The following is a 23,254-nucleotide window of genomic DNA, read 5'->3' as shown; positions in this document are numbered from 1 at the left end:
AATAAAAATTTCACAAATAATTCACCCTTTACCGTTATTATTAGATATAACAAGTAATTCAATGAAATCTTAAAAAGAACAACTTATAAAAAGAAAGCCAATGTGTTATACTTGTTAATGAGTTGAGGGAAGTTAATGCTTGTTCTAAGGAGCGTGAGCTTATGGTAAATTTATACGTATCACCAAGTTGTACTTCATGTCGTAAAGCGAAGGCATGGTTGAATAAACATGACATTCCATATAAGGAAAGAAACATCTTCTCAGAGCCACTTACGAAGGCTGAATTGCTTCAGATTCTTCGTATGACTGAAAACGGGACTGAAGAAATAATTTCTACACGCTCAAGGGCTTTTCAACAACTCAAAGTTAACTTAGATGATTTATCAATTGATCAATTGCTTGATTTAATTGAAAAGAATTCAAGTTTGTTGAGAAGACCGATTATTATGGACGATAGAAGACTTCAGGTTGGATATAACGAAGATGAAATTCGTCGCTTCCTACCACGTAAAGTACGTCGTTTAGAACTTGCAGAAGCTCAAAAGATCGCCGACTTGTAAAAAGGGCGATAAAAGCGCTAGTTTTCAAGACTAACGCTTTTATTTTATCTGAAAAGTACGCTACAATAAAAGAGATTCCACTGATGGGGGTGACAATCATGGAAGTTAATCGTATAGATGAAAATACTATTCGAGTTAGAATTGATAAAAAAGAACTTGAAGATCGTGGCTTAAAAGTTTTAGATTTACTAGGGGATAAAGGAAAAATTCAACGTTTCTTTTATTCCATTCTTGATGAAGTAGATACTGATCATACTTTTGGAAATAATGTTCCAGTAACTTTCCAGGTAATGCCTAATAATGGAGGTCTTGACCTCTTGATTAGTAAAGTAAATGGAATGAAACCTGGTGATTTTCAAAAGATGTTGAAACCAGAAGCCGCTGAAAATTCAATGGATCAACAAGAGGCTAAAGATAAACCTCAAGCACCGCACTTCTTTGATTTAAATCCAAAAGATGATGATAAAGTGAATCTATCAGATCCTAATTTGGTTGATGAAGAAGAACTTTCTGATAGCGAAATAGAGGAATTTTGGAAATTTCAAAATCATCATGCTTATGAATTTGACGATTTGGGTGCTTTGATTGAATTAGCCGATAACTTAAAAGTGAATGATTTGGCCTCAAGCTTGTATTATGAAGATGGCAAATACTACTTAGAGTTAGCATTTCTTAATGAAATTTACCCTGAATTAAAACCAGCGGATGCTTGGGCTATCGCCAATGAATACGGCATCAATATTAATGATGAAAAGTTAGATGCGATTAAGCGTACCAGCAAATGCATTTTATATCGAGATGCATTAAATAGTATTAGAACTTATTTCTGTAAAGCATGTTAACAACAAATAAAGGACGAGAGAAATCTCGTCCTTTTTTGCGTACTTAATTACGGGGCGATAATTTTGTACGCAGCAATGTTAAATAAAAGATTAGTAACTGCCGTTAATGAGGCTCATTTAGTGATGACCAATCAAAAGGGATTGAATTATGAAGACTACCGCTGTCCACGCTGTAGTAAAAGAATGATGTTAGTGATTTCTCAACAAAAAATGCCATTTTTTAAACATTTAAATAAAATCCATAATATGATGGGAGAAAAAGAAGAACACTATCATTCGAAAATGATGCTTAAATCTGCGCTAACGGCTGCGGGATTTAATGCGCAAGTTGAAATTCCATTAGCCGATGGTCAAATTAGAGCCGATGTGTTGGCGTCACCTAAATTAGCATTTGAAGTTCAATGTGCTCCTTTGAGTACGGAAGAATTTAATCATCGACATGCTCTATATCGGCAAGTGGGGATTACTGATATTTGGATTGTGGGTCAACGTCACTACTTAAAGGACAAAATAAAAACGACACAATTGATATTCATGAGAGAAAATCAATCGTGGCGTCAATATTTTTTGGAAATTGATCCAACACAGGATCAATTTCGATTAAAATTTAATATCTTACAAGAACCCGTTACACGCAAGCTACATTATCAAATAGCAAGCTTTGATTTGGATGATCTTGGGATTCAAAAATTTTGGAACTTTAAACCTAATTTTAATGTCTATCATGTTAATCCAAATTTGCAGCGCGAGTATTTACAGATTCAAATTAAGCAAAAAAGCAAATTAGGATTAGAGATTGCCAAAAAACTTTATCAAAAACATCTTTCTTTAGAATCTTTACCTAATGCACCCTTTGAGAAGTGGCGCAAACCTGGAGACATCGATAGCGTAAGTCAATATTTAGATTAATCGTAAATGATTATTTGAAAACATTTTATCGTAAAATGAAGGTTGTTCAATAATTTTACGTTCGGGGATTAACAAACTGACTAGATCATCATGTTTGAGTGTTCCTTCCAGTAAAATTCCACAACTTTCATCATTTTCTTTAAAAATCACAGTAGTTGGAGTCTTAGTAATATTCCATTGTTCTGCTAATTTTTGATCTTGATGGATGGAGTCATTAATATAATCACCATCTTTTACACTATTTATCTTTTTTGAATTTAAACCCAATTCATCAATTACCTGACCTGGTAATTCAATGTTATATTGTGAGCAATCTTTACATAATTTTTGTTGAAGAGTAAAGATGAATTTTCTAGCCTTCTTATTACCATATGTTAGCTTAATTGCATGGTAATCTTGGAGAGCCCTCGTGGTAGCCATTGTGTATTTAGATAATTCAATGACGTTTTGAGATTCTTTACGTCTACGAAAAACATCTTCCTTGATTGCATTAATATTCGTAATAGGGACGAAATGATAACATGCATCAACGTCTAGCTCTTTTATTGTATCTTGAATTTGCTTTTCAATGTCATAGCAATAGATGCCAATTGGGTTGATAAAGAGAAAAATCTCATACATATTAAAACACCTCTGTTGAATAATTTATTCATTGATACTTTAGCAAATGACAAATTGATAAACAAAAAATATGCTTATATACACCTACATTATATTCTAATATATCATTTTATATCATTTTAATCCTGATGAGCAAACGCACGTCCAATTTTACTTTGATTAGTGTTTGAATTTGTTTGTTTAAAGTTATATTCTTTTTCAAGCATTAATAAGACTTTTTTGATAAGTGCAGGATCAGTATTTTCGATCTCTAGTTCATAGTCTTCGAATCTATCGGGGTAAGAAGTGGCATCTAGAGTTAATTCGCAATTTTCTGGTCCATTTAGTAAAATACGCTCAGTTTTACTCCATGTCAATAAGTGATATTTTTGTGTGCTGAAATGTTTAGATAAATAAGCTCCCACCGTTCCAGTAAAGGTTATCTCTTCATCGTTAGAAGCTTGCTTAACTAAAGATCTAGCTTGCTGTAATTCTAGTTTATCATTTATTTCAATAACTTCATGGAATTTGCTTTGAACGGGACGCAAATCAGGGACTTTTAATGTTTGTTCGGCATGATCCTTGAAAATTCTAATTCTCAAAGCTATCTTGTGATGTTTTAAAAGACTCTTAGTAGTATCAAAATAATAGTTTTCTTGTTTAAAGTCGGCCTTTACGGGAAAGGCTTTAACAATGTTTTGATAAACGGTTTTTGATAAAATTGTTTTTGCTTCAATTTCGCGATTTTGTGTCATTTTAAAATTCTCTCCAATCTTTCTTTTATTATTATATGGTAAAATGTGAGTGTTTGGTTAAGAAAGGAATTTTTTCTCATGGACATAGATTGGGATAACTTTTTATGGCCTTATACTGAGGCTGTACGTGAACTTAAAGTTAAATTTCGTTCTCTTAGACAGAGTTTTTTGACAAAAGGTGAACATTCACCGATTGAATTTGTAATTGGTAGAGTTAAAACGGTGGACTCTATTAAAGAAAAAATGACCCGAAGAGTAATTAGTCCTGAAGTAATTGAAACGGATATGCAGGATATTGCGGGAATTAGAATCGTGTGTCAATTTGTAGATGATATTTATAATGTGGTAGATTTAATCCATGCACGGGATGATATGGAAGTAATTGAAGAGCGCGACTACATTAAAAACGCCAAACCATCAGGATATCGCTCCTATCACATGGTAATTTCTTATACAGTTTATCTTCCTGAGGGACCTAAAAATTTAATCGCAGAAATTCAAATTAGAACCTTGGCGATGAATTTCTGGGCAACCGTTGAACATACTTTGAATTATAAATATCAAGGGTCTTATCCAGAAGATATTTCTCAACGATTAAAATCAACTGCTGAAGCAGCTTATAAATTAGACGAGGAAATGTCCTCAATCAAAGACGAAGTCCAAGAGGCGCAGAAGATTTTTACAAGAAATAAAGGCAAGGAAAAATCATGAGGGTAACGATTGCGCATAATAACAATGAAAAGACTTTAAAGGTTGTTAAGCATTTAAGAGAATGTTTAGAAGAAAAAAATGTAGTCTTTGATGCTAAATATCCAGATGTTGTAATTACAGTCGGAGGGGATGGAACGTTAATTAATGCTTTCCATCGTTACGAAAATCAAGTTGATTCCATTAGATTTATTGGTGTTCACACTGGACATTTAGGCTTTTACACTGATTGGCGCAATTATGATGTTGAAAAGATGGTGGATGCACTCACTCTAAGAAAAGCTGAATCAGCTAAATATCCGTTATTGGAGGTTAATTTAATTACTGAATCCGGTGAAGAAAAGAGATACTTGGCCCTTAATGAATCTGCGGTTAAGCGAGTTTCACATACTTTAGAAGCTAACGTTTATATTGATGATCAATTATTTGAAAATTTTCGTGGAGACGGTCTTTGTGTATCAACTCCAACCGGTTCGACTGCTTATAGTAAATCTTTAGGTGGAGCAGTAATTCATCCCCGCTTAAAAGCATTGCAGATGACAGAAATTGCTTCAATTAATAATCGGGTGTTTAGAACTTTATCTGCTCCGATTGTAATTGCACCTGATCAATGGATTACGATTGTTCCTAATTCAGATCATTTTGTAATGACTATTGATGGTGAAAGAATTGATGTACGCAATGCTAAGAAAATTGTTTATCGTATTTCAGGGCATGTGATTCAATTTGATCGCTTTGGTCACCACCATTTTTGGTCACGTGTTCAGGATGCGTTTATTGGTGAGAACAATGGCAATCTTTAAATTAACAGTAAAAGAAAGAGACCCCAAAAAATTAGGGGCCTTTTTACTTAAGAATGGTTTTTCCAGGCAAGCTTTAAATAAATCAAAGCATCATCAAGGGATGATTTTAGTAAATCATAAACGTCGCTATACAAGTTATAACTTAAAAGAAGGCGATGAAGTTATTTTTGTAAGTGGCAAGGAAAAAGAAAATCCTTGGTTAAAGCCGTCTTATGGTCCCCTAAAGATCGTAAAAGAAAGTAAAGATTATTTAGTGGTTAACAAAGATGCAGGCGTACTTTCAATTCCTTCGCGTTATGAAGATGATGATGCAGTGGTTAATCGAATGCTAGGATATTTTGAAAATAAGGGTGAGACAGCAGTTAAGCCACATGTGATCACTAGATTAGATCGCAATACATCTGGTTTGGTTTTAGTTGGAAAAAACCCAATTGCACATGCCCGTTTTAGTAAATTGAGCAAAGATATTTTTATTAAAAAATACCATGCAATTGTTCATGGGAATTTTGCTTCAAATGAATTGATAGGTATAGTTGATAAACCAATTGGCAAGATCAGTGATGGAGTTAAACGAGGAATAGTTTCATCTGGCCAAAGTGCTCAAACTAAATATCGTGTGCTCGATCAAGTAGAGGATGCAAGTTTAGTTGAGTTGCAGCTTCTTACCGGCCGAACTCATCAAATTAGGGTGCATATGCAGGCCATTGGCCATGTTTTGTATGGGGATGAATTATATGGAGCAGAGGATGATTTTGAACGTCAGGCCTTAAATTGCTTTTATTTACAATATCCAGATCCATTTGGGGATGAAGAAATCATTATTAAAATTGATGATCCACTTGATATGCAGAGATTATGGATGAAGCTCAAAAGGTGAGCTTTATTTTTTAGATAAGGGTAAAGTTAAATAAGAATAAGTAAAAAGCATTGATATTTGAAATCGATTTCAATAGAATTAGGAGTGAAGATGAAATACTATATTTAGACAGAGAAGAGGATACATATGTATTATTCTAATGGTAATTATGAGGCTTTCGCAGACACTCAAAAGCCGGAAGGTGTAGATAATAAATCAGCTTATATTATTGGTAGTGGATTAGCAGGGCTCGCTGCTGCAGTCTTCTTAATTAGGGATGCTAAGATGAAAGGTGACAAGATTCATATCTTAGAAGAACTTCCTGTAGCTGGTGGTTCCCTTGATGGAACCGACCGTCCTAATGCAGGGTTTGTAGTTCGCGGGGGCCGTGAAATGGAAAACCACTTTGAATGTTTATGGGACATGTATCGTTCAATTCCAAGTTTGGAAGTACCGGGGGCTTCATATTTGGATGAGTATTATTGGCTTGATAAAAAAGATCCTAACTCTTCAAATTGTCGTTTAATTTATAAACGTGGCAATCGTTATCCTACTGATGGAGAATATGGTTTAGGTAAATGCTCTAAAGAAATTGTGAAATTGATTATGACTCCTGAAAGTGAAATTGAAGGTAAAACCATTGAAGATTTCTTTAGTGATGAATTTTTTGAAACTAATTTCTGGGTATATTGGTCAACGATGTTTGCCTTTGAAAAATGGCACTCACTAGCTGAAATGCGCCGTTACTGCATGCGTTTTATTCATCATATTGATGGATTGCCTGATTTTACTGCTTTAAAGTTTAATAAGTATAATCAGTATGAATCAATGGTTAAACCTGTCTTAGCTTACTTAAAAGATCATGGCGTCCATATTGATTATGATGTTCATGTAGATAACGTAATTGTTGACCATAAAGATGGCAAGAAAATTGCTAAAAAGATTGTCATGACCAAAAAAGGTAAGCAAAGTGATATCGATTTAACTCCTGATGATTTAGTATTTGTAACTAATGGCTCAATTACTGAATCTTCAACTTATGGGGATCAAAATAATCCTGCTCCAATTACGCATAAAAAGGGCAGTTCCTGGAAACTCTGGGAAAATTTAGCTGCACAAGATAGTGACTTTGGTCATCCCGATGTCTTTTGCGAGGATATTCCAGAACGTAGTTGGTTTGTTTCTGCAACTACTACGATGAAAACTAAGAAATTAGCTCCATATTTTGAACGTTTAACTAAGAGAAGTCTTTATGATGGTCGTGTAAATACAGGTGGTATTGTAACAATTATGGATTCTAATTGGGGACTTAGTTTTACAATTCACCGTCAGCCTCACTTTAAGAGTCAAAAGCCAAACGAAATTGTAATTTGGATCTATGCTCTTTATTCTGATACCGAAGGAAATTATATTAAAAAGAGAATAGTAGATTGTACAGGTAAAGAAATTTGTGAAGAATTACTTTATCATTTAGGTGTCCCAGTTGAAGAAATTGAAGAAGATGCTAGTGAAGAAAACATGAACACTGTTCCAGTTTATATGCCATACATTACTAGTTACTTTATGCCACGTCGTGATGGTGACCGTCCAGCAGTAGTGCCTGACGGCTCCGAAAATATTGCATTTATTGGTAACTTTGCGGAAAGTCCAACTAGAGATACTGTCTTTACTACCGAATATTCAGTTAGAACTGCAATGGAAGCTGTATATACCTTATTGAATGTAGATAGAGGTGTTCCTGAAGTATTCGATTCAATTTTCGATATTCGTCAATTATTACGAGCAATGTACTATATGTCTGATAAGAAAAAACTTGTTGATCAAGAGATGCCTCTTCCAGAAAAAATAGCTCTTAAATCGGGGATGAAGAAAATCAAAAAGACTTGGGTAGCAGAACTCCTTAAGGAAGCTAACTTGATTTAAGCAAAAAATAAGTTTCGTACGTGAAGTACGAAGCTTATTTTTTATGCTTTTTGAATTTTCGTGTAACTACTACAAATGAAATAGCTAATAGAGCAATTACAATAATTGCAATCCCGGCTTTAATTAAACGTTGACCATCTAAATGTAAAATTGAGTCACCACCGTAAGCGTAGAGGTAAGCAAATGGAATAGTTCCAATTAAAATGGGAATAAGGCGTTTTTTTCGAGTTTTATTGATAAGTAAGTTTGCATAGCTAACTGTGGCACTTGGGATGAATGGAATCATATAGCCAAAAATTAGGCCGATTTGCTGATAACCTTCAGCTGACATTAAGAGTGTATAGATTTTGCTATGTTTTAATTTGTCTGGATTATAGAGTTTACGTAAAAGTTGCATTAAAACAAACTGTCCAATTACGTCTCCCACCCAGTTAATACCAAAACCAATTGCTGGACCATAGAGGATACCATTAAGCACGCAAAAAATCCCATTTGATAAACCCGGAATAGCTACACACACCACATTCAAGATAAATAAAAAGGCTAGATCCTCAATGCCATGACTGCGCACCATTTTGATTAATAATTTTTCATTATGTGGATCAAAATGCATCAGAAGCTTGATTTCAGGTTGAAAATTTAAATATAGTCGATATAAAACTAAGAGCCCAAGGAATATTCCTAGAATAAATAAAATTATCCTAAGAGCACGTTTTTTAAGTTTCAAAATTCCACCCCCTCTTAGTTGTTATCTCTATTTATTTTACCGTAACAAAAAAGCGTTGACTATAGTCAACGCTTTGAATAATTATCTTGCAAAGATAGTTCCAACGATGATAACCACAATACCTAAAATGATTCTGTACCAACCAAATGGCTTGAAGTTATGAGTTTGAACATATTTAAGTAAGAATTTGATTGAGATGTAAGCTACGACAAATGATACAAGCATCCCAACCAGCAAAACTGCTAATTGATTACCAACAAAGGCATGTCCTCCCATGACATACTTGCCAAGTTTAAGGAGAGAAGCTCCGAACATTGTTGGAATTGCTAAGAAAAATGAGAATTCTGTTGATACATATCTTGATGCTCCTAATAACATAGCACCCATGATCGTTGCACCAGATCTTGAAGTACCTGGAATTAAAGAAAGTACCTGGAAGCATCCGATGAAAAAGGCCATCTTATAGCTTAATTTGTTTAAATCAACTAAGCTAGGTTTTTTCTTTTCATAGTAGTCTTCCAAAATGATGAACAAGATACCATATACAATTAAAGTGGTAGCAATAACTTGCCAAGTAGTCATATGTTCATCTAGCCAATCATTTAATGGTAATCCAATAATTACTGACGGAATAACAGCAATGATAACTTTAAACCAAAGTTGCCAAGTCTGTTGTTGTTCCTTATGACTTTTGGAAGGAGCGAAAGGATTAAGTTTATTGAAATAAATCAGAATCACACTCAAGATGGCTCCAAGTTGAATCACAACCATGAACATATTGATGAAACTAGTGGGTTGATCAAGCTTAATGAAATAATCAGCTAGATAAAGGTGACCGGTGGAGGAAATAGGAAGGAATTCAGTGATACCTTCAATAATTCCTAGAATAATCGCTTTAATAATGTCTAACATAAGTTACTCGTTTTTTCTCCTTACTTAACAAAAAGTACTCTTGTTCCTTCAGGAACAGGGATGTTTTTTTGAATTGGTGTCAAACTACCGTCTTCTTCATTTCTTGAATAAAGGGTAGTATTGTCTGTATTTTGATTAGCAACAACTACGTATTTTTCATCTTCATCCCAATTAAAGTCTCGAGGAAAAGATCCAAATACTGAAATGCGCTGAACCAATTTTAAAGTGTGATCGGCTTGGACTGCAAAAACGGCAATTGAATCATTTCCACGGTTAGAAACATAAATAAATTTGCCGTCAGCGCTAATTTTAACGGCAGCAGCACCATTATGCTCATTCCAATCACTAGGAATAGTGGAGTAGGTGGCAATATCTTCAAAAGTCCAATCATTTTCGTTGAACTTTACCACGTTAATCTGACTTGATAATTCACCCACTACATAGAAGTAATTTCCATCTTTTGAAAAGACAAGATGGCGATCGCCGAAGCCTGCTTCATTTTTATAAGTTGCCAAGTGTTTAAGCTTATTGTCTTGATTTAAACGATAAAAATCAACGGCATCGTTTCCTAAATCACAGCTTACTAAATTGCCTTGAGGAGTTTCATCGAAGTAGTGGGGATGAGCACCATCGGCTTGTTCTTTTCTAGGGCCTAAGCTGTTATTTTGATGAGTTACCGTGTCTAAAAGAGTTAATTTTCCTTCATCATTGTAACTAAAAACAGATAATACAGCCGTATGATAGTTTGCAGTATAAAGAAGTTTTTTGCTTGGATTGATTCCAATGTATGCTGGACTAGAGCCAGAAGTTAAATAAGTATCTACTTCTTCATAGTTGCTATTATTTAATTTAAAAGTGCTGATTCCTCCTTGGTCGCCAGCATTATTAATTGCAAAAATTAAATTACCGTCTTTTTGAAAATAAGTTGGTCCACCAATTTCAATGATGTTTTTTGCTTCATCTAGGTGAGGTTGATCATTATTTTCAAATGGTAATTCATAAATACCTTTTGAGTTATTTTTTGTATAGCCACCAATTAATACCTTCATGATTACCTCCGTATATCATTTACATTAATAGCTTCAATCAGTATACCATGCAGAAAGAATAAAAAAATCAATTTTTAAGTGAAAGCACTTTAAAAATCGATGGCTAAAATTAGTTAAGCGCTTTTTCTTATGGTACAATTTTAATAAAAGGAGCGAATATATTATGAAATGGATATCAACTATTGAAAAAATTGGTAAAAAAGCTGTCGATTCTAAAGATGGCATGGTAATCTTATTTGGTGAGGGTGCAAATGAAGATTTGAAAGATGTTTCCATCATTCAAAAATTTAATCCATCTACACCTATCAACAGCTTTATTTTTAAGAAAGGAGATACCGTTACTATCGATGGTCAAACATATGTCGCAAACTATGTTGGACCAATGGTTGAAAGCAATATGAAAGCTTTAGGACACGCAACCTTCTTCTTCAAGCGTCCTGTTCCAAAAGCTCCACTTGCTAATGCCGTTTATTTTGATCCAGATGTTCAACAACCTTTACCAGACTTTAAAGTAAATGATGAGATTGTTTACGAACATATTTAACGGAATAGTGTATGGAAAATAAAAGAAAGCGAACTCATAGAACCGTTTTTGAAAAATGGTTTTTGAATAATCGCTTTAGTATTATTTTAGTGAATATCTTATTGTTCTTCCTGATTATTTGGGTGTTCAATAAGATATCTTTTGTTTTAAACCCTGCGTGGTTATTTTTTAGTGCTATTCTGCCACCATTGCTGCTGGCAGTTATTCAGTACTATATTATGAATCCACTTGTTGATATTCTAGAAAAAAAGCTCAAAGTACCACGAGTGCTAACGATAGTAGTTTTATTCATAATAGTAATCGCAATTTTAATTTGGATTATCAATACTTTAATTCCAATTGCTCAGGGACAAATTAATGCTTTAATTAAAAATTGGCCTCATATTTGGAATGATTCAACTAATGCCGTCCAAGAGGCATTACGAGATCCGAGATTACATTCTGTAAAGAGTAATTTGCAAAGTATGGTTGATAATGCGCAAAAGACCTTATTTAGATCTGGTCAAGATGCTTTTAATACGACCTTAGGAAATATCACATCAGCTGTGAATATTATTACTATGGTGGGGATGACCTTACTTACTGCTCCATTTATTTTATTCTTTATGTTAAAAGACGGTCATCAATTAAGACCATATATTACTAAATTTGCGCCTCAAAGATGGCAAGAAAGTTTTAGCAAACTTTTGTATGATATCAATTATGCCTTAGCTTCATATATTCGTGGTCAAATTACAGTTGCATTTTGGGTTGGCGTAATGTTTTCAATTGGGTATACTGTTGTAGGTTTACCTTATGGACTTGCTTTGGCTATTTTAGCGGGATTTATGAATTTAATTCCTTATTTTGGAACGTTTATTGCATTCATTCCGGCCTTAGCGATTTCCATTATGTCTTCAACTTCAATGTTGATTAAGGTATTAGTTGTATTTATGATTGAACAGACAATTGAATCAAGATTGATTAGTCCTTTAGTAATGGGAAATAAACTAGAAATGCATCCTATTACTACAATTTTAGTTTTGATTGGCGCCAGCTCTGTATGGGGATTATGGGGTGTGATTTTTGGTATTCCAATTTATGCCATCTTGAAGATTATTGTCTCACGCGTGTACAATTATTATCGGAGAGAGTCTGAAGTTTTTGATGATGAAGACATTGACCTTGCTTCTCCAACCACGGGAGAATCAGAAAATAAAAAGTAAACAATTTATATTATAAGCGTGGTTAGTAGCCATGCTTTTTAGTTAAGAGGAAAAATTATGACAAATCATGTTGTGTTGTATGAACCAGTGATGCCCGCTAATACGGGAAATATTGCGCGTACTTGTGCGGGCACAAATACAGTATTAGATTTAATTGAGCCATTGGGCTTTCAAATTGATAATAAGCGAATGAAGCGTGCAGGTCTTGATTATTGGGATAAAGTTGATGTAAGAATGCATGATGATTTGGATGCATTTTTGAAAACTTTAAAGCCAACGGATGAAATGTATCTGATTTCAAAGTTTTCATCTAAAAACTATGTTGATGTTGACTATACCGATCCTGATAAGGATTACTACTTTGTGTTTGGTAAAGAAACGACTGGTTTGCCAGAAACTTTTATGCGTGAATATTATGATCGTAACTTGAGAATCCCAATGTCTGACAATATTCGTTGCTATAATCTATCTAATTCTGTAGCTATGGTCTTGCTGGAAGCACTTCGTCAACAAGGATTTCCTAATATGGAAACTACCCACCACTATGAAAATGATAAACTAAAGGATAACTATAATCGTCCAGAAAGATATGAACGAAATTTAGGAAAGGATAATCAATAATGGAATTTAAAAAAGAAACCCCAGTTATGGTAAGAGCATTTCATTACGATTTAAATGAAAAGCCAGAAAATGATAATGAAGTAAACGTAGCTATTAAGCCAGTTGATAAACAAGATGAAAACGGTAATATTATTAAGCCTAAAGACGGTAATTACTACGAAGTAGGGGTTGTATTTGAAGTAGCACCTGCTCCTGGAGACTTTACTGTAAGTGGGTTGATTACCCAGATCGTTCAAATTAAGGATTACCATGGTAAAGGTGATGATCTTGAAAGTAACGATTATAAATTGCTTTCAAGACCCTTAGTTGAATACATTGAAACTTTGACTTATGAAGTTACTCAAGTTACCTTAGATCAGCCGGTTAATTTGAACTTTAAGGCTAATTTTTAATAGCGATTAGGTGGAGAAATGCCTAAGAAAAAGAAAACAGTCAAAAAGAGCAAAAGAAATTATAAAAAGAAAAAACAAGAAAGTTTATCTTGGGCAATTGCTGGAATTGTCCAAATTATTTTGGCAATTTTGGCGATTACTAAAGTAGGAACTTTAGGGAAACAAGTTGCCAACTTAATTAGAGTGTTTTTTGGAGATTCATATTTGCTAGCGAGTGGTTTGCTCGCTCTTTTTGGTCTGGTCATGTTAATTTACAATCAACCTGCCCATTTAAAAATTAAACGCAGCTTTGGCTTAGCTTTAGCATTGTTTGGAATATTATTAATTCAAAGTAGCATTTATTTTGCTCACGAAGCAGTGAATACGGCATTTTTGAATTCATTTTGGCATGAAATGTTTGAAGAATTGGGTCGTGCAGGAGTTACCACATCAGTTGGCGGAGGGGTAATTGGCGCGATTGGCTTTGAACTGCTATTTCCATTATTAGGACAAATTGGTATTCGAATTTTGGCAATATTATTTATTCCTATTGGGATTATGATGTTCTTTGATGTGAAATTTAGAACAGTAGTAGAAAAATTTCAAACTGTTAGCCAAGTATTTATTGAGCAAAATAAGGTAAATGGAGCTAAGCTCAAGGATAAATATTCTGAAATTAAGCAGAAAGAATTACAAAGACAAGCCAAAAAGCAACAGGTGCGTGAAGAGGAAAAAACTAATAATTTGGTTTTTCCAAATGTAGATGATTTTGATGAAAAAAATGCCTCATCTCCAGAAGAAAAGCAGGAAACGAAGGTATCTCCTAGTGTTAAACCTTCAGAAAAAATAGAAAATCATAAATCTGAAGAAAAACAAGAAATACCTGACCCACCTTTACAAATTCAAGTAGCTCCTCAACATGAAGATCCTGATTCTTCACAAGAAAATTCTCCTTTGCCTAAGTCACATTCTTTTGTAGAAGAAGATAAAAAATTAAAAGCGGAGTTGGAAAATGTAGATCATGGTGAGCTAAAAATGGAGTCAACTAGTAATCCTCAATATCAATTGCCGCCATTGAATTTATTAGACCCTATTGAGAATACAGATCAGAGTACAGATAAAGAACTTATTCAAAAGAACACTCACACGCTTCAATCTACTTTTAAAAGTTTTGGTGTTAAAGTAATAATTAAGAAGGCAATTCTAGGACCGACTATTACCCGTTATGAGGTTCAGCCTGCAGTAGGTGTAAAGGTAAGTCGAATTGTTAATTTATCAGATGATTTAGCCTTAGCTTTGGCGGCGAAAGATATTCGTATTGAAGCTCCAATTCCTGGGAAACCTTTTATTGGAATTGAAGTGCCTAATCGGGCTACATCTATTGTTTCATTTAAAGATGTAATGGAACATCAAGATTCTAAGTCTAAAGAAGATATTATGGAAGTCCCATTAGGTAAAGATGTAACAGGGACAACTATTTCAGCTAATTTGGCAAAAATGCCCCATTTGTTAATTGCGGGTTCAACTGGATCTGGGAAGTCGGTAGCTATTAATACAATTTTAACGAGTATTCTTATGAAAGCACATCCGGAAGATATTAAGCTTGTTTTAATTGATCCAAAAATGGTGGAACTTTCTGTTTATAATGGTGTGCCTCATTTATTAATTCCAGTGGTGACAGATGCTAAACTAGCTGCTAATGCGCTTCATAAAGTTGTGAAAGAAATGGAACGGCGTTATAAGTTATTTGCAGCAAGCGGTGCTCGCAATATGGCAGAATATAATAAAAAAGTAGCTCAAAATAATCAGGATAAGTCAAAGCCCGTTATGAAAAAACTACCTTATATTCTAGTGGTGGTTGATGAGTTAAGTGACTTGATGATGGTCGGGGGTCATGATGTTGAAGGAGCAATTGTTAGATTGGGTCAAATGGCTCGAGCTGCTGGAATTCACATGATTTTAGCAACTCAGCGTCCAAGTGTTGATGTTATTACCGGATTAATTAAGGCTAATGTTCCTTCGAGAATCTCTTTTGCGGTTTCAAGTGGAGTAGATTCTAGAACTATTTTGGATCAAACTGGCGCAGAAAAGTTGCTGGGTCGTGGTGATATGCTCTATATGCCAATTGGAGCGTCCAAGCCGGAGAGAGTCCAAGGAGCATATATTGCTTCTGATGAAGTTGAGCGCGTGATTGATTGGGTTAAAAAGCAACAACAACCTGATTACGATCAAGATATGATTCCTAAACAGGGAGAAAATAACGTCACGGGTAGTGATGATGAGCCAGAAGATGAATTTTATTCTGAAGCTGTAGACTTAGTTAGACGCCAGCAGACTGCAAGTGTATCCATGCTTCAAAGAAGATTTAGAATTGGGTATAATCGAGCAGCTCGAATTGTAGATGAAATGGAAGCTAAAGGAGTAGTAGGTCCTTCTGAAGGGTCTAAGCCTCGGCAAGTTTTGCTTCCACCTGTAAAGAATGAAGGTAATTAAAATGCTAAATCCAAATATTGAGTATAGGTCTGATCCTAAATTTACGACTGGAACGATTGGAGACTTTTTTCGTATTCGATTGAATAAGAAAAATTTAGCACTTGCTAATTTATTAGCCCGTATGCAAATGAATGCTACTGCATCTTTTCCAAGTATTAGTCAACAACAAGAAGTTTTGTCTAAATTTTATGATATGAGTTTTGAAGTTGTTCCACAAATTATGGGGCCTGAAATTATAATGAGTTATGTGGCCAATTTTGTAGAACCTGTTGAAGTCTTAGATCCAGAATATACTTATAAAAATATCTATAAGACTTTTGAAAAGATGGCCCACCATCCTTTAATTAATGAGGAAATTTTAGAATTAAGTAAAAAGCAGCTAGAGGACGAATATCGTGAAGTGATGGAAGAGCCTTCAAGTTATGCTTTGGATAAGTTTTTTAAAATTTGGTATCAGGATCGGCCAGATTATGAAGATACTTTTATGGGAGATATTAATTTAATTAAAGATCTCACACTTAAAGAGGTTCTTACTTTTTCTCGTTCTATTAGAATTGCCCCCGGCGCTAAATTAGGTGTGATGAAGAGTGCTAATTCAATAGAGATGCTGGTGCGTAAAAATAATAATCTTGATTTTGCGGGAATAATTAGGGCGTTTGATATGGATGAGATTGTTAATATTCCTGCAGGGTCTCAAGAAGGAATTTATGAAGAAGAAAATCATGGCAATTTACAAGCCCAAGTTTATTTAGGTTATGGCTATCGAGAAGGGCGAGATGAAAAGTTTATTCATGTTAAAGATATAGAAACCGAATATCAAAAGCGTCTAGTAGGGTTGATTTTGAGTGAGTATCTTGCAGGAGATCAATCATCTAAATTATTTACTAGTATTCGTGAAGAACTTGGAGCTGCTTATCAAGTAAATGCCAATAGTTATCATCGTAATTCATTATTTCTAATAAATACTGGAATTGATCCAGACCAAATTGATGAAGTAATTAAAATTATTAAAGATGAAGTTGAGAAGGTTAAAAAAGGAGATATTGACATAGATCTTCTTAAAAAATCCAAGAAAAGTTTGATTAATTTCCGCTTAATAGCACAAGATCGAGAAAATTGGCAATTAGCTAACTTACTTCGGCAGGAAATGTTTAGCGGCTATGGTCGCATTGATGACGATTACATGGATGTAATCAAAGATATTAACCCTAAGATGTTGGCAGATTTTGCAAACGACCTATTTCTAAAAGAAAGTTATGTGTTGAAATGATTTCACCAAAGATAATAAAAAAACAATATAAATCAGGATTTTCTGCTGAAATAGTTTTAAAACCAGGATATAATCAGCGCTTTTTTGGTATTATTACTGATTTTGGAAGTAGTGATCCTCAGGAAGTTGCAGGAAGTGCTCACTTTTTAGAACATAAACTTTTCGCTAAAGAAGATGGTGACATTTCGCAAAAATTTGAAGAATTGGGCGCCGATGTTAATGCCTTTACTTCTTTTAATGAAACCATGTTTTATTGCAGTGGGGTCAAAAATAATCCTCAATTAATCAATTTGCTGTTTAGATTAGTAGGAGAGCCGTATTTTACAGAAGAAAATGTAAAAAAAGAGATTCCAATTATTACCCAGGAATTATCAATGTACAAGGATGAACCAAATTGGCTCATTAATAATAATTTGATGAGGCAAATGTTTGGAGATTCAGAACTTGGAATTGATGTAGCAGGGACTGAAGAATCAATTGCGGCAACAACAGTAGAAGCATTAATCGAAGTTTATCAGCAAAATTATCAACCAAAAAATATGCACTTTATTGCTTGTGGAGACTTTTCTGATTATCAAATCAAATCTATTTTTAGGCAAGTAAATAAGTTGCAAGAACAATACTTTAAAAATACTGCAGCTACAATAAAGTATAAAAAACAGACTAGACAATTAGTTTTAAAAGATGAAGTTTTAGAAATTGATGGCCAATCCAATTTGTTTGGGGTAGGACTCCTTCTTCCAAACTTTAAGAAAGTATTATCTAGTCTAGACTTGGCGCAAATTCTCTTAGAAATAATGTTAGAATCAAAACTAGGCATCATGAGTCCATTCTTTGATAAAATGAAAAAGAAAAAGTTATTGAGCAGTTCTACGCAGATTTCAGTAAATTATACTCGTCAGGGTGATTTTGTGACGATTTCTGGGGTAAGTGATGATGCTCAGAAAGTTATTTCTGCAATTAAAGAAGAAATTATGCGACCATTAGATAGAGATGATGTCGAATACGCAAAAAGCTTTTTTGAATTGAAGAAACGCGAATGGTTGGCACATGAAATTCGAACAATGAATAATATTTCTTATTTAGCGATTGAACTTGCAGAAGAAAGCCTTGATGATGAAAACTTATTTGAAAATATCAATCAACTGCAACTCATTAATTTTGAAAAATATGATTCAATTTGTAAGGATTTACTAAAGGATAGCGTTTTCTGCTCTGCGATGTTAGTCAATAAGGAGTAAAATAATGAAACGTGCAATTGTTTTCGGCGCAACTGGAGGAATAGGTAGTAGTATATGTGAAGATTTAGCCAAAGATGGCTGGTCACTTTATTTACATACTAATTCTAAATGGAATAAGGCATACGAAAAAGCTACAAAGCTAGCTAATGAATATCCTAGTCAGGATTTTTTACCTATAAAATTAGATTTTAATTCCAGTGATGCGGAATTAAAGAAGTTTGTAGATGGGCTTATTCCCGTAAATGCAGTTATTTTTGCTCAAGGTATTACTGACTATAATTTTGTAGGGACGCAAAAAATGACGATGATGGATAAAATCATTAATATTAATTTGACCGTTCCAATTAAGTTGACTCATTTGCTCGAAGATAAGCTTGTTAAGCAAGAATTTAGCCGGATTATTTATTTAGGATCCGTTTATGGGGGCCAAGGGAGCGCCATGGAAGCAGTTTATAGTGCGACTAAAGCTGGCTTGAGTCGTTTTAGTCAAGCATATGCTCGCGAAGTGGTTTCAACTAATCTAACTGTTAATGTTTTGGCGCCAGGAGCCGTCGACACTCCAATGAATGCAATGTTTTCTGAAGAAACAATTGCCGAAGTTACAGATGAAATTCCAATAGGACGTTTTGCATCTGGTAAGGATATATCATACTGGGTAAAAGTTATTTTGAATCCTCAAAGTGGTTACTTAACAGGGCAAACTATATATATTAGTGGTGGTTGGCTTTTATAAGTTCCAAGTTGATGGTATACTCAATTTGTTAAACTAAAATTTGAAGAGGTAAATATGGCAGATATCGGAGATAAATTACGTAGTGCCAGAGAAGCCAAAGGTCTTTCAATTGAAGATATTGAAAAGGCAACAAAGATTCAAAGTAGATATCTAACTGCGATTGAAGATGATGACTTTGATAAGCTTCCAGGCGACTTTTATGTTAGAGCTTTTATTAGACAATACGCACAAGTTGTGGGGCTAGATGGGAAGAAGTTATTAAGCGAATATCAAGAGGACGTTCCTGAATCTAAACCTGATGAATACGTAGAAGATTCTATTGATAATAAGAGCGAAGAAGTTAAGAAAACTACAGATAATAAGAAGAATTTATGGAAAAATTACTTGCCTAAGATTGCAATTGGGTTAGGAATTATTATTGTAGTTTTAATCGGTTACGTTCTTTATGCAAGACTTTCGTCCGGTGGTCAAAGAAATAATACCGCAAGCAATAACGTTAAGGTTTCAACTCAAACCAGTAGTTCTTCATCTTCTAAAAAGTTGGCCACTACTACTAATCCAGTAAAAGTTAGTCGACTTTCAGATAATGAATTTAGAATTACTGGTTTGAAGAGTAACCGTAATTTGGTAATCAGTGCAGGTGATCAAAATGTTACCTCAACTGTTTCTATTAACGGTATTCCTAAATGGTCACAAACCTTGACTTCAAATCAAAAACATACTATTACTCTTCCAAAGGATGCATCTAGAGTTGTTGTTACTTTCAGCAATGATAAGGATACATCAATGAAGATTGCAGGAAAGAAGATCCCTTATACTGTAAGAAATAGTTACGCTACTCTTACCTTGTTGATTGGAAACGCTAAGAGAAAGTCTACTACTACCCATCATAGCAATAGTGGTAATTCAACTAATAGTGACAATAGTGCCACTACGAACAATGGAAATAGTTCAAGTTCAACCACTACTCATAGTGATAATGGTGGCGCCACTACTAGCTCAAGTTCTAACAACACTACTTCAAATGAAAATCGTTCTCATGAAAGTAGTAGAACTCAAAGTAGTGCCACTACACAATCTTCCGCTCAAACGCAAAGCAGCAGTTCTGAACGTCGTGAAGAAACCCAAAGTAGTAGTCAACAAACTACCCAACAACAATCAACTGAAAATAACAACAATAATGCTAGATCAGCTGAGAATAATGCAGGTAGCCAAAATACACAACAAAATAATAATGGAAGGTAAGGGTAGTATAGAATGAATTTACCTAATAAATTAACAATGTTTCGAATCTTTATGATTCCAGTTTTCATGTTGCTTTTAATCTTTAGAAATGCAACTGGTGGTTACACAGCACCTACTGGCATTGTGAGCGGAACAACTATTTCTTGGCTTCAAGTGATTGCAATGGTTGTTTTTGCAGTGGCTTCAGCTACTGATTGGTTAGATGGTCATATTGCACGTGCGCGTCACTTAGTCACTAATTTTGGTAAATTTGCAGATCCTCTTGCTGACAAAATGTTAACTATGACTGCATTCATCTTCTTGATAAGTTTGAACTTAGCACCAGCATGGGTGGTTGCAATCATTGTTTGTCGTGAATTGGCAGTTACTGGTCTTCGTTTAATTGTAGTTGAAAATGATGGGGAAGTTATTGCTGCAAAGATGCCTGGTAAAATTAAAACTACGGCTCAAATGCTCTCTATTATTTTCTTATTAGTAGGGGACCCTTGGTACATCGGTACTGTATTGCTTTATGTAGCATTAGTATTCGCTATTTACTCAGGATATGATTATTTCCATTCATCATGGGGTGTATTCAAGGGTTCTATGTAATAAAAACTGGCTTTATGCCAGTTTTTTTGTGCATTAAATTAGTGATGAAAGTGTTTTCTTGTTAAAATATAATTAAGTATCTATCTTAAGAAAGGAAAAATCAATGAAGTATTCAGAAACAAAAGAAATATTGAATCAATTAGTAGCAGACTTAAGTCAATTACATATGGTTGTTCATCAACATCATTGGTATATGCGTGGAAGTCGCTTTTTGACATTGCATCCCTACCTTGATGAAGTAATGGATGAGTTAGATTCACAACTTGACTTTGTAGCCGAAAGATTAGTGACTTTAGATGGTTCACCGGTTTCTACATTGAGTGAAATTGCTGAAATGACTAAAATTCCAGATGAAAAAGGTAATTGGGATGAAACAATTGATGAGAGATATGCCAAGATTATTGATGGTTATCGCTATTTAGATAAGCTTTACGAAAAAGGAATTGAAGTTAGCGACAAAGAGGGGGATGCTTCAACTAATGATATGTTGACTGGCTTTCATACCGCAGTTGAAAAACGAATTTGGATGATGTCTGCTGAATTAGGTAAGGCTCCAGATATTGATCGCTAAACTTTTGGCGTCAGCATAATTGCTGGCGCTATTTTTTTCAATATTTTGTTATAATGGATCTAATAATGAGTTTCGCATTTTAAAGAAGGAAAAAATTAATGAAAAGAATTGTAGTTATTGGATCAAGTAATGTCGATACCACTTTACATGTAGAAGATTTTCCCAAACCTGGTGAAACTATCAATGCTGGTGAGGTTTCAATTGCCGGCGGTGGAAAAGGCGCTAACCAGGCTATTGCAGCAGCTAAAAGTGGAGCTGACACCTATTTTATTAGTCGGGTAGGAGAAGATAGTTTTGGCGAATTCATCATGAATCAATTAAAAAGCTATGGTGTATCTTTAGACTATCTTGAAACAACTCAAGGTCAAAAAACCGGCCACGCTTATATTACTTTAAATGAAAAAGGACAAAATAATATCATTATTGATCATGGAGCCAATTATAGTTTAAGTCGTGCAGATATTGATGCTGCAAATGATTTAATGGATCAAGCTGATTGTGTAATTGCTCAATTTGAAACACCAATTGAAGCTACTATCGAAGCTTTTAAAATCGCTAAGAAAAAAGGTGCGATTACAATTTTGAATCCAGCACCAGCAATTGAGAAGATTCCTACGGAACTTCTTAAGCATACTGATTTAATTACTCCTAATGAAACTGAAAGTGCCAAAATAACTGGAATTGAGATTAAAAGTGATGCTGATTTGGTGGCTAATGCGCAAAGACTTCATGATTTAGGAGTTAAGAATGTGGTAATTACTTACGGTGATAAGGGTGCTTATATTTCTTCACCAGATATTCAAACACTTGTGTCTCCCTTTAAGGTAGATGCAATTGATACTACGGGTGCTGGTGATACATTTATTGGCTTTTTGGCAGGAAATTTGAAGAAGGATTTATCTAATTTAGAAGAAGCTGCAAAAATTGCTAGTCGCGCATCTTCTATTGCCGTTCAGCGTCTTGGTGCGCAACCTTCAATTCCAACTGCTAAAGAAGTACAAGATTTAATGGAGAATTAAAATGGATAAACAAAAGCAAGATGAATTAAAAAAAGAAGCTGCCACTAAGGCTGCAATGATGGTGGAAAGAGATTCTGTTTTAGGAGTAGGAACTGGTTCTACGGTTGCCTTTTTTATTGATGCTTTGGGTAAAAGAAAAGAAGAGGAAAATTTTTCTTTAAAGCATATTGTGACTACTAGTAATCGTAGTAAAAAGCAACTTGAAAGCTTAGGCTTTAAAGTAGATGAACTTAGTGATATTGACCAAGCTGATTTAACCGTTGATGGTGCCGATCGGGTTGATAATGAATTGAATGGTATCAAAGGCGGCGGAGGCGCTTTAACTTTAGAAAAAAACGTGGCAATTAACTCTAAGAAGATCATTTGGATTGTTGATGAATCTAAACTTGTTGATCGCTTGGGCGACTTTCCTCTTCCGGTAGAAGTTTTACCAATTTCTTGTGAACAAAACTTCAGAAGATTCCAAGAAGAAGGCTTAAAGCCACAATGGCGCTTAGATGAAAATGGAAATCGATATGTAACCCACTACGGCAATTACATTATTGATTTGGCAATTGATCCAATCCCGGTTCCACATGCTTTAGCCGATTATTTAGATCACACTGTAGGTGTTGTAGAACATGGTTTATTCCTTGATATGTGTGATGAAGTAATTATTGCTCATAGCAATGGTGAAATTGAAGAAAAAAAGAGATAAATTTTTAAA

The 23,254-nt window shown here is 34.5% G+C and carries 25 protein-coding genes; 20 read left to right on the top strand and 5 right to left on the bottom strand.

Annotated elements, in window-relative coordinates; all coding sequences use genetic code 11:
- The first annotated feature begins 161 nt into the window (after positions 1-161).
- The 3 genes from spx to KBW87_RS05815 all read left to right on the top strand — a co-directional run bounded on the left by spx (position 162) and on the right by KBW87_RS05815 (position 2,311).
- Positions 162-560, top strand: coding sequence for a transcriptional regulator Spx (gene spx / locus KBW87_RS05825; protein ID WP_004045181.1), 399 nt, complete (start codon positions 162-164; stop codon positions 558-560).
- 98 nt (positions 561-658) lie between these two features.
- Positions 659-1,402, top strand: coding sequence for an adaptor protein MecA (locus KBW87_RS05820; RefSeq protein WP_034975964.1), 744 nt, complete (start codon positions 659-661; stop codon positions 1,400-1,402).
- Positions 1,403-1,465: 63 nt separating this feature from the next.
- The gene (locus tag KBW87_RS05815) at positions 1,466-2,311 is read left to right on the top strand and encodes a competence protein CoiA (protein ID WP_057810650.1); all 846 of its coding nucleotides are present in this window, start codon (positions 1,466-1,468) and stop codon (positions 2,309-2,311) included.
- Here the strand turns inward: KBW87_RS05815 and KBW87_RS05810 are convergent.
- Both KBW87_RS05810 and KBW87_RS05805 read right to left on the bottom strand, forming a co-directional pair.
- On the bottom strand, positions 2,303-2,932 hold the full coding sequence (locus tag KBW87_RS05810) for a DsbA family protein (RefSeq protein ID WP_057810652.1): 630 nt from the start codon (positions 2,930-2,932) through the stop codon (positions 2,303-2,305). The two genes, KBW87_RS05815 and KBW87_RS05810, sit on opposite strands and share 9 nt — an antisense overlap.
- A 119-nt stretch (positions 2,933-3,051) precedes the next feature.
- A complete protein-coding gene (locus tag KBW87_RS05805) occupies positions 3,052-3,666 on the bottom strand; it encodes a CYTH domain-containing protein (RefSeq protein ID WP_057810654.1) in 615 nt (204 codons plus the stop codon).
- Positions 3,667-3,744: 78 nt separating this feature from the next.
- Between KBW87_RS05805 and yjbM the strand changes: the two genes are divergently transcribed.
- The 4 genes from yjbM (at position 3,745) to KBW87_RS05785 (ending at position 7,956) form a co-directional block, all read left to right on the top strand.
- Complete coding sequence (gene yjbM / locus KBW87_RS05800) at positions 3,745-4,377, top strand: GTP diphosphokinase (protein WP_004045173.1); 633 nt, start codon at positions 3,745-3,747, stop codon at positions 4,375-4,377.
- Positions 4,374-5,177 (top strand): NAD kinase, encoded by an 804-nt coding sequence (locus KBW87_RS05795; protein ID WP_004045171.1) that lies wholly within the window; start codon positions 4,374-4,376, stop codon positions 5,175-5,177. Before yjbM ends, KBW87_RS05795 begins: the two co-directional genes overlap by 4 nt.
- Positions 5,164-6,054: an RluA family pseudouridine synthase gene (locus KBW87_RS05790; protein ID WP_057810656.1), complete on the top strand. Its 891-nt coding sequence runs from the start codon at positions 5,164-5,166 to the stop codon at positions 6,052-6,054. The genes KBW87_RS05795 and KBW87_RS05790 overlap by 14 nt, the downstream gene beginning before the upstream one ends.
- 126 nt (positions 6,055-6,180) lie before the next feature.
- The gene (locus KBW87_RS05785) at positions 6,181-7,956 is read left to right on the top strand and encodes an oleate hydratase (protein WP_057810658.1); all 1,776 of its coding nucleotides are present in this window, start codon (positions 6,181-6,183) and stop codon (positions 7,954-7,956) included.
- 34 nt (positions 7,957-7,990) lie between these two features.
- Here the strand turns inward: KBW87_RS05785 and KBW87_RS05780 are convergent, their stop codons facing one another.
- From KBW87_RS05780 to KBW87_RS05770, 3 genes are all read right to left on the bottom strand, one after another.
- On the bottom strand, positions 7,991-8,683 hold the full coding sequence (locus tag KBW87_RS05780) for a TVP38/TMEM64 family protein (protein WP_004045165.1): 693 nt from the start codon (positions 8,681-8,683) through the stop codon (positions 7,991-7,993).
- An 81-nt stretch (positions 8,684-8,764) separates the two neighbouring features.
- Positions 8,765-9,595: an undecaprenyl-diphosphate phosphatase gene (locus KBW87_RS05775; protein WP_057810660.1), complete on the bottom strand. Its 831-nt coding sequence runs from the start codon at positions 9,593-9,595 to the stop codon at positions 8,765-8,767.
- Positions 9,596-9,615: 20 nt separating this feature from the next.
- The gene (locus tag KBW87_RS05770; RefSeq protein ID WP_057810662.1) at positions 9,616-10,644 is read right to left on the bottom strand and encodes a lactonase family protein; all 1,029 of its coding nucleotides are present in this window, start codon (positions 10,642-10,644) and stop codon (positions 9,616-9,618) included.
- Positions 10,645-10,807: 163 nt separating this feature from the next.
- Between KBW87_RS05770 and KBW87_RS05765 the strand changes: the two genes are divergently transcribed.
- The 13 genes from KBW87_RS05765 to rpiA all read left to right on the top strand — a co-directional run bounded on the left by KBW87_RS05765 (position 10,808) and on the right by rpiA (position 23,245).
- Positions 10,808-11,188, top strand: coding sequence for a PTS glucitol/sorbitol transporter subunit IIA (locus KBW87_RS05765; protein ID WP_004045162.1), 381 nt, complete (start codon positions 10,808-10,810; stop codon positions 11,186-11,188).
- An 11-nt stretch (positions 11,189-11,199) separates the two neighbouring features.
- On the top strand, positions 11,200-12,393 hold the full coding sequence (locus KBW87_RS05760) for an AI-2E family transporter (protein WP_057810664.1): 1,194 nt from the start codon (positions 11,200-11,202) through the stop codon (positions 12,391-12,393).
- A 57-nt stretch (positions 12,394-12,450) separates the two neighbouring features.
- On the top strand, positions 12,451-13,014 hold the full coding sequence (locus KBW87_RS05755) for a tRNA (cytidine(34)-2'-O)-methyltransferase (protein ID WP_057810666.1): 564 nt from the start codon (positions 12,451-12,453) through the stop codon (positions 13,012-13,014).
- Positions 13,014-13,406, top strand: coding sequence for a DUF1149 family protein (locus KBW87_RS05750; protein WP_057810668.1), 393 nt, complete (start codon positions 13,014-13,016; stop codon positions 13,404-13,406). The genes KBW87_RS05755 and KBW87_RS05750 overlap by 1 nt, the downstream gene beginning before the upstream one ends.
- Positions 13,407-13,424: 18 nt before the next feature.
- The gene (locus KBW87_RS05745; protein ID WP_057810670.1) at positions 13,425-15,878 is read left to right on the top strand and encodes an FtsK/SpoIIIE family DNA translocase; all 2,454 of its coding nucleotides are present in this window, start codon (positions 13,425-13,427) and stop codon (positions 15,876-15,878) included.
- 1 nt (position 15,879) lies between these two features.
- Positions 15,880-17,148, top strand: coding sequence for a M16 family metallopeptidase (locus tag KBW87_RS05740; protein ID WP_057810671.1), 1,269 nt, complete (start codon positions 15,880-15,882; stop codon positions 17,146-17,148).
- On the top strand, positions 17,145-18,389 hold the full coding sequence (locus tag KBW87_RS05735; RefSeq protein WP_057810674.1) for a M16 family metallopeptidase: 1,245 nt from the start codon (positions 17,145-17,147) through the stop codon (positions 18,387-18,389). The genes KBW87_RS05740 and KBW87_RS05735 overlap by 4 nt, the downstream gene beginning before the upstream one ends.
- A gap of 4 nt (positions 18,390-18,393) precedes the next feature.
- The gene (gene ymfI / locus KBW87_RS05730; protein WP_057810676.1) at positions 18,394-19,122 is read left to right on the top strand and encodes an elongation factor P 5-aminopentanone reductase; all 729 of its coding nucleotides are present in this window, start codon (positions 18,394-18,396) and stop codon (positions 19,120-19,122) included.
- Positions 19,123-19,176: 54 nt separating this feature from the next.
- A complete protein-coding gene (locus KBW87_RS05725) occupies positions 19,177-20,367 on the top strand; it encodes a helix-turn-helix domain-containing protein (protein WP_057810682.1) in 1,191 nt (396 codons plus the stop codon).
- Between the two features lie 12 nt (positions 20,368-20,379).
- Positions 20,380-20,958 carry a CDP-diacylglycerol--glycerol-3-phosphate 3-phosphatidyltransferase gene (gene pgsA / locus KBW87_RS05720; RefSeq protein ID WP_057810684.1) on the top strand — a complete coding sequence of 193 codons (579 nt, stop codon included), beginning with the start codon at positions 20,380-20,382 and terminating at the stop codon, positions 20,956-20,958.
- A gap of 103 nt (positions 20,959-21,061) precedes the next feature.
- Entirely contained in the window at positions 21,062-21,529 is a 468-nt protein-coding gene (locus KBW87_RS05715) for a Dps family protein (RefSeq protein ID WP_057810686.1), read from the top strand.
- A 98-nt stretch (positions 21,530-21,627) separates the two neighbouring features.
- Positions 21,628-22,548 carry a ribokinase gene (gene rbsK / locus KBW87_RS05710; RefSeq protein WP_057810688.1) on the top strand — a complete coding sequence of 307 codons (921 nt, stop codon included), beginning with the start codon at positions 21,628-21,630 and terminating at the stop codon, positions 22,546-22,548.
- A 1-nt stretch (position 22,549) separates the two neighbouring features.
- A complete protein-coding gene (gene rpiA / locus KBW87_RS05705; RefSeq protein ID WP_057810690.1) occupies positions 22,550-23,245 on the top strand; it encodes a ribose-5-phosphate isomerase RpiA in 696 nt (231 codons plus the stop codon).
- Positions 23,246-23,254 lie beyond the last annotated feature (9 nt).

The organism is Lactobacillus intestinalis (genome assembly GCF_024397795.1).
GTDB lineage: Bacteria > Bacillota > Bacilli > Lactobacillales > Lactobacillaceae > Lactobacillus > Lactobacillus intestinalis.
Note: the sequence above shows the minus strand (reverse complement) of the source record. Positions and strands in the feature narration are given on the sequence as shown.

Coding starts and splice junctions, on each gene's coding strand:
- spx (WP_004045181.1), top strand. CDS start 162: ATGGTAAATTTATACGTATCACCAAGTTGTACTTCATGTCGTAAAGCG.
- KBW87_RS05820 (WP_034975964.1), top strand. CDS start 659: ATGGAAGTTAATCGTATAGATGAAAATACTATTCGAGTTAGAATTGAT.
- KBW87_RS05810 (WP_057810652.1), bottom strand. CDS start 2,932: ATGTATGAGATTTTTCTCTTTATCAACCCAATTGGCATCTATTGCTAT.
- KBW87_RS05805 (WP_057810654.1), bottom strand. CDS start 3,666: ATGACACAAAATCGCGAAATTGAAGCAAAAACAATTTTATCAAAAACC.
- yjbM (WP_004045173.1), top strand. CDS start 3,745: ATGGACATAGATTGGGATAACTTTTTATGGCCTTATACTGAGGCTGTA.
- KBW87_RS05795 (WP_004045171.1), top strand. CDS start 4,374: ATGAGGGTAACGATTGCGCATAATAACAATGAAAAGACTTTAAAGGTT.
- KBW87_RS05790 (WP_057810656.1), top strand. CDS start 5,164: ATGGCAATCTTTAAATTAACAGTAAAAGAAAGAGACCCCAAAAAATTA.
- KBW87_RS05785 (WP_057810658.1), top strand. CDS start 6,181: ATGTATTATTCTAATGGTAATTATGAGGCTTTCGCAGACACTCAAAAG.
- KBW87_RS05775 (WP_057810660.1), bottom strand. CDS start 9,595: ATGTTAGACATTATTAAAGCGATTATTCTAGGAATTATTGAAGGTATC.
- KBW87_RS05770 (WP_057810662.1), bottom strand. CDS start 10,644: ATGAAGGTATTAATTGGTGGCTATACAAAAAATAACTCAAAAGGTATT.
- KBW87_RS05765 (WP_004045162.1), top strand. CDS start 10,808: ATGAAATGGATATCAACTATTGAAAAAATTGGTAAAAAAGCTGTCGAT.
- KBW87_RS05760 (WP_057810664.1), top strand. CDS start 11,200: ATGGAAAATAAAAGAAAGCGAACTCATAGAACCGTTTTTGAAAAATGG.
- KBW87_RS05755 (WP_057810666.1), top strand. CDS start 12,451: ATGACAAATCATGTTGTGTTGTATGAACCAGTGATGCCCGCTAATACG.
- KBW87_RS05750 (WP_057810668.1), top strand. CDS start 13,014: ATGGAATTTAAAAAAGAAACCCCAGTTATGGTAAGAGCATTTCATTAC.
- KBW87_RS05745 (WP_057810670.1), top strand. CDS start 13,425: ATGCCTAAGAAAAAGAAAACAGTCAAAAAGAGCAAAAGAAATTATAAA.
- KBW87_RS05740 (WP_057810671.1), top strand. CDS start 15,880: ATGCTAAATCCAAATATTGAGTATAGGTCTGATCCTAAATTTACGACT.
- KBW87_RS05735 (WP_057810674.1), top strand. CDS start 17,145: ATGATTTCACCAAAGATAATAAAAAAACAATATAAATCAGGATTTTCT.
- ymfI (WP_057810676.1), top strand. CDS start 18,394: ATGAAACGTGCAATTGTTTTCGGCGCAACTGGAGGAATAGGTAGTAGT.
- KBW87_RS05725 (WP_057810682.1), top strand. CDS start 19,177: ATGGCAGATATCGGAGATAAATTACGTAGTGCCAGAGAAGCCAAAGGT.
- pgsA (WP_057810684.1), top strand. CDS start 20,380: ATGAATTTACCTAATAAATTAACAATGTTTCGAATCTTTATGATTCCA.
- KBW87_RS05715 (WP_057810686.1), top strand. CDS start 21,062: ATGAAGTATTCAGAAACAAAAGAAATATTGAATCAATTAGTAGCAGAC.
- rbsK (WP_057810688.1), top strand. CDS start 21,628: ATGAAAAGAATTGTAGTTATTGGATCAAGTAATGTCGATACCACTTTA.
- rpiA (WP_057810690.1), top strand. CDS start 22,550: ATGGATAAACAAAAGCAAGATGAATTAAAAAAAGAAGCTGCCACTAAG.